Source organism: Bacillus sp. JJ1474 (assembly GCF_036965225.1).
GTDB lineage: Bacteria > Bacillota > Bacilli > Bacillales > Cytobacillaceae > Cytobacillus.
In genome coordinates, this window is the sequence record NZ_JBALPC010000130.1 from 1 (window position 1) to 5,926 (window position 5,926).

The 5,926-nt window shown below is 39.5% G+C and carries 5 protein-coding genes; all 5 read left to right on the top strand.

Going from position 1 to position 5,926, the window contains the following annotated elements:
- The first annotated feature begins 530 nt into the window (after window positions 1-530).
- The 5 genes from rpoN to V7164_RS16300 all read left to right on the top strand — a co-directional run bounded on the left by rpoN (window position 531) and on the right by V7164_RS16300 (window position 5,678).
- The gene (rpoN, locus tag V7164_RS16280; RefSeq protein ID WP_335354605.1) at window positions 531-1,868 is read left to right on the top strand and encodes an RNA polymerase factor sigma-54; all 1,338 of its coding nucleotides are present in this window, start codon (window positions 531-533) and stop codon (window positions 1,866-1,868) included.
- 18 nt (window positions 1,869-1,886) lie between these two features.
- Window positions 1,887-2,129 (top strand): glutaredoxin family protein, encoded by a 243-nt coding sequence (locus tag V7164_RS16285; RefSeq protein ID WP_335354606.1) that lies wholly within the window; start codon window positions 1,887-1,889, stop codon window positions 2,127-2,129.
- A gap of 124 nt (window positions 2,130-2,253) precedes the next feature.
- Window positions 2,254-3,285, top strand: a complete 1,032-nt coding sequence (locus tag V7164_RS16290; protein WP_335354607.1) for a sugar-binding transcriptional regulator — start codon at window positions 2,254-2,256, stop codon at window positions 3,283-3,285.
- A gap of 22 nt (window positions 3,286-3,307) precedes the next feature.
- Window positions 3,308-4,315 (top strand): type I glyceraldehyde-3-phosphate dehydrogenase, encoded by a 1,008-nt coding sequence (gap, locus tag V7164_RS16295; protein ID WP_335354608.1) that lies wholly within the window; start codon window positions 3,308-3,310, stop codon window positions 4,313-4,315.
- 178 nt (window positions 4,316-4,493) lie between these two features.
- The gene (locus V7164_RS16300; protein ID WP_335344039.1) at window positions 4,494-5,678 is read left to right on the top strand and encodes a phosphoglycerate kinase; all 1,185 of its coding nucleotides are present in this window, start codon (window positions 4,494-4,496) and stop codon (window positions 5,676-5,678) included.
- Window positions 5,679-5,926 lie beyond the last annotated feature (248 nt).

Sequence of the window (5,926 nt, forward strand, 5' to 3'; positions counted from 1 at the left end):
CGATTTTCTCCTTTAGTACTCCATCACTAAATATATATTTTTCCTATTCCCTCTTCACCAGTCACAGTGTACAAAAAACTAAGTATTTTTAGTGCACTTTGTTCAAAATAAAACATCATGAAGTAAAAGCTGTTGAAATGGATTACAAAATAGGAAAAGTTTGAAAAATATGCAATGAAATGTTTGGAACCTTCTGGAATAATTTTGACCACCTGCCTAAAAGCATCATATAAAAAAAGTTTAGGGGCATTTTAAATTGAATACCTTTAATATGTACAAAAATTAATTTATTATGAAGCCCCATTTTTGTAGTGTATAACACGAGTGTGTGAATGATGAATTTCACAATGAACCTAGAAAATTTTTTTTTATTAAAAATGATCTGTTCAGAAAATATTAAAAATTCAAGACATAGCAAGGTTTAACTCACTAGGAATAGGACTTTTTTAGTGCAAATCCCATCTTTAGCCAGTATATTCCCATTCACCATTCGTCCTCCTTATTGTAGAATGGTAAGGGGGGGTTGTGAAATGAAGTTACAGGCTGGGTTATGGCAGCAGCAAACATTAAAGTTAACAATGACTCAAGAACTGACTCAGGCAATTGCCTTGTTGCAGTATAATACGCAGGAGCTTTCTGAATTTCTGGAGAATAAAGCATTGGAAAATCCTTTATTGCAAATTGAAACAGGGAACGTTCAAGCGATGGACCCCCGCTTTGACCGAGCAAAGCCTGCTAAGAAAAAAATAGAAAAAGATAAACAACATTGGATTGAACAGATTGGAAAAATAGAACCTTATTTAGATGAACATATTAAGTCTCAGCTTGACTTTAAGCTTGTTCATTCGATTCAAAACGGGGAAAAGGTTTTTGATTATCTTATTGAGTGCTTGGATGAAAACGGTTACTTGCGAGTGGAAATGAGTGAGGTGGCGGCCCGTTTTCGGATCTCTGAGGAAGAAGTTGATAAGGCCATTACCCTTTTGCAGGGAGTAGAGCCGGCTGGGATCGGCGCACGGAACCTGCAGGAATGCATTCTTTTGCAATTAAAAAGGAAACAGCCAAGAAATGATTTGGCTGAAGAAATAATAGAAAAGTATTTTAATAGTTTTGCGGACAAAAAGTGGAGAGACATCTCCAAAGAACTTGGGGTAAAGATGTCAGAGATTCAAGAGGTCTTTGATTTCATTCAAACATTAAATCCAAGACCGGCGGCTTCCTTTCAGCATGAGAAGTCTGCCTATATTGTTCCGGATGTGATTATTGATTGGGATGGAAGCTCGTTTTCTGTAAGTGTCTTTGATGAAGCTTTGCCGAAAATTAGCTTTAATAATGACTATTTTAAAAAGTTTTCATCCAATAAAGATAAACAGGTTAAACGTTTTTTACAGGATAATCAACAGGATTATTTCTGGATTATGAGAAGCATCGAGCAGAGAAAAGAAACATTAACAAAGGTTTCCTTGAAGATTGTTGAGAAGCAGCAGGAATTTTTCATTAAAGGCCCTGCCTATTTAAAGCCGATGATCATGAAGGAGATTGCGGATGAGCTTGATATTCATGAGTCAACGGTTAGCCGGGCTGTTAGGGAAAAGTATGCCCAAACCGCTTTTGGCACCTTAGAATTAAGATCCTTTTTCTCAAGTACGATTAAAACGACTTCTGACGAAAATACATCGTCTAAACAAGTAAAAACGATTATAAGCCAGCTCATTGATGGCGAAAATAAACAAAAGCCTTTGTCTGATCAAGAATTAGTGCAGCTGTTGAAGGATCAGGAAGGCATGGTTGTATCAAGAAGAACGATAGCGAAGTACCGGGACCAGCTGGGAATCCCGTCTTCCTCAAAGCGAAAACGATATGATTGATGGAAAAGGAGAAGAGCGGTGAACAAACGTACTCTAGTGTTTTATACACGAAATCGCTGTCCTCTATGTGATAAAGCGAAGTCGATTATTATGGAATTAAAGGAAGAATGGAATTTCCATTATAAAGAAATAGATATTGATACGAGTGATGATTTGACTGAAAAATATGGACTAATGATCCCAGTTGTTGAAATTGATGGATCCGAGGTTCAATACGGACAAATTGATAATTGGACGATAGAAGAAGCCCTTAAAGAATAGTTGAACTATTCGATTGCCCCTGCTAAAATAAAATTAGAGCATGGGTGATTTTTTTTATCCTAAGTGGGACACGATATGACTATGTGGGACATATAATGTCCATAGGAGGTAAAGGGGCAAAAAAATGAACTCGATTATCGATATTCAGAAAAGATTATTACCCGATTTACTGACCATTATGCAAAAAAGGTATCAAATCCTCCATTATATAGGTTTAATGGAGCCGGTAGGGAGAAGGAGTTTAGCTGTTAGCCTTAACTTGACCGAAAGAGTGCTAAGAAGTGAGGTTGAATTTTTAAAAGACCAGAGTCTGCTAGTGAGCACTAGTGCAGGGATGAGTTTGACCTCCGATGGCAAAGATCTCCTTAATCAGCTCCGAGAAGTATTGAGGGACATAACAGGTATTCAGGCTATGGAGGATAAGCTTCATCAAACGCTTAACATTCAAAAAATTATTATTGTGCCAGGCGACAGTGAAGAATCTCCATGGGTAAAAAGTGAGCTTGGCAGAGCAGCGGCTGCTTATATGAAATCAAACCTCAAAAGAAAAGATTCTATCGCAGTTACCGGCGGTTCAACGATGGCTGCTGTCGCTGATAGGTTAACACCAGAGTTTACTGAATTTGATTTGCTTTTTGTACCGGCAAGAGGTGGAATCGGTGAGGATGTAAAAAATCAAGCTAATACGATATGTGCTGCAATGGCAGATAGAACGAAATCCAGCCATAGAGTTCTCTATGTTCCTGACCAGGTCAGCCAGGAGATGTACAGCACCATGATAAGAGAGCCGGAAATAAAAGAGGTCTTAGGATTAATCAAGTCTGCCAGCATGGTTTTACATGGAATTGGAGACGCTATAGTAATGGCAGAACGCCGAAAAACAAGTAAAAATGACATGGAATTAATCGTTAAAGAACAGGCTGTAGGAGAAGCATTTGGATATTACTTTAATGAAGCCGGCCATGTGGTACATAAAGTACAGACCATTGGACTTCAGCTTCAGGACTTAATTCATATTCCCCATATCCTTGCTGTCGCAGGAGGGGCTTCAAAGGCAAAAGCAATTGCCTCCTATTTGAAACAAGCGCCATCATCTACCGTTCTTATAACAGATGAAGGAGCTGCAAATGAGTTAATGAAGAATTTAAATATATAAATGCATTTTGGGAGGAATTATCATGACAGTAAAAGTTGGCATTAATGGGTTTGGAAGAATAGGCCGTGTTGTATTTCGTGCAGCTTTAAACAATCCAAATGTAGAAATTGTGGCAGTTAACGATTTAACAGATGCGAATATGCTGGCACATCTTTTAAAATACGATTCTGTTCATGGAACACTAAATGAAGAAGTACTAGTTGATGGAGAATACTTAGTAGTAGGCGGACATAAAGTAAAGGTGATTGCAGAACGAGATCCGGCAAACCTTGGCTGGGGAGACCTTGGCGTAGAAGTGGTTGTTGAATCCACAGGGCGTTTTACAAAACGCGAGGACGCAGCGAAGCATTTAGAAGCTGGTGCGAAAAAAGTGATTATCTCTGCACCTGCATCCAATGAGGATATCACGATTGTCATGGGCGTAAACCATGAAAAATATGATCCTGCTAATCACCATGTGATTTCAAATGCTTCTTGTACAACAAACTGCTTAGCCCCATTCGCGAAAGTTTTAAGTGACAAATTTGGCATTAAACGCGGGATGATGACAACCATTCACTCTTATACAAATGATCAGCAAATTCTTGATCTGCCACATAAGGACTATCGCCGTGCCCGCGCAGCTGCTGAAAACATGATTCCAACAACGACTGGGGCTGCAAAAGCAGTATCACTCGTGCTGCCTGAACTGAAGGGCAAACTAAATGGAGGTGCAGTTCGCGTTCCGACTCCTAACGTATCTTTAGTTGATTTAGTAGCTGAGCTTGAAAAAGAAGTAACAGCTGAAGAAGTAAATGCCGCATTTAAAGCAGCTTCTGAAGGTGAACTAAAGGGGATCTTAAGCTACAGTGAACTGCCTCTCGTTTCTAGAGATTATAATGGAGATCCAAGCTCATCTACAATTGATGCCCTTTCAACTATGGTGTTAGAAGGCAATATGGTTAAAGTCATTTCTTGGTACGACAATGAAACTGGTTATTCCCACAGAGTGGTAGACTTAGTTGATTATATTGCACAAAAAGGAATCTAGATTGTTAATTGCCGCAAGTGCCTAAATATATTGGAAATAAACATAACAAACGACTATAATGATAAAGGGAAAAGAGGAGCTGGGAATAAAACCACTCTTCTTTTTTATAGGCAGTTTTTTTAATACATAATAAGTTTTACCTTATAGACTAGCATTGCTAAGAGGAGGTTCCTTTTCTATGAACAAAAAGAGCGTAAAAGATGTGGAGTTACAAGGAAAACGAGTTTTTTGCCGTGTCGACTTTAATGTACCGATGGCGGATGGCAAAGTAACAGACGAAACGCGAATCCGCGCAGCCCTTCCAACGATTAAATACTTAATGGACCAAGGAGCTAAAATCATTTTAGCTAGCCACCTTGGACGCCCGAAAGGAAAAGTGGTTGAGGAGTTACGCCTGACTCCAGTTGCAGACCGCTTATCAGAGCTTCTAGGAAAAGATGTGAAAAAAGCAGAAGAGGCTTACGGTGACACCGTGAAGGAATTGATTAACTCCATGGAAGAAGGCGATGTAATTTTATTAGAAAACGTTCGTTTCTATCCTGGCGAAGAAAAAAATGATCCTGAACTGGCAAAAGCTTTTGCAGAAATAGCAGATATCTACGTCAATGACGCGTTCGGTGCTGCTCACCGCGCCCATGCTTCAACTGAAGGAATTGCTCATTATCTGCCTGCAGTATCAGGACTTTTAATGGAAAAAGAACTGAATGTTCTTGGAAAGGCTTTATCGAATCCTGAACGTCCTTTCACTGCCATTATTGGTGGCGCGAAAGTAAAGGATAAAATTGATGTGATCGAAAATCTGCTTGATAAAGTGGATAATTTAATTATTGGCGGCGGGTTGGCTTTTACTTTTGTTAAAGCAAAAGGACATGAAATCGGCAACTCTCTTTTAGAAGAAGATAAAATTGAATTAGCCAAATCCTTTATGCAGAAGGCTGAGGAAAAGGGCGTTAAATTTTATATGCCGATTGATGCGGTAATAGCTGATGAATTTTCACAAAATGCAAATGCTAAAACGGTAGAAATCAATGAGATTCCAGAAGGATGGATGGCTCTTGATATCGGTCCAAAGACAGCTGATCTATATAGCGATGTTATTCATGGCTCTAAGCTAGTCATTTGGAATGGACCAATGGGTGTGTTTGAGTGGTCTAAGTTTGCTAACGGAACAAGAACTGTGGCGGAAACGCTAGCAGAAGCTAACGAAACATATTCTGTCATTGGCGGCGGAGATTCAGCCGCTGCGGTTGAAAAGTTCTTCCTTGCTGACCGCATGAGCCATATTTCAACAGGCGGCGGGGCTTCTCTAGAGTTTATGGAAGGCAAAGCTTTACCAGGTGTTGTTGCGTTGAATGATAAATAAGGAAAGTAGTTACGGAGTACTCATAACTACCTTCGACATGAAAAAACCGTGGAGAAGGTAGTTATGGCTCGTTCATAACGCCGTTTGGCAGGAAAAAATCATTGTGAAGGTAGTTAAGGCCAGTTCATAACGCCCTTCGACATGAAAAAAACGAGGCGAAGGAAGTTAAGGAGCGTTCAAAACGCCCTTTGTCATGAAGAAAGAGTGAGGAAGGTAGTTAAAGAGTGTACATAACGCCCTTCGACAAG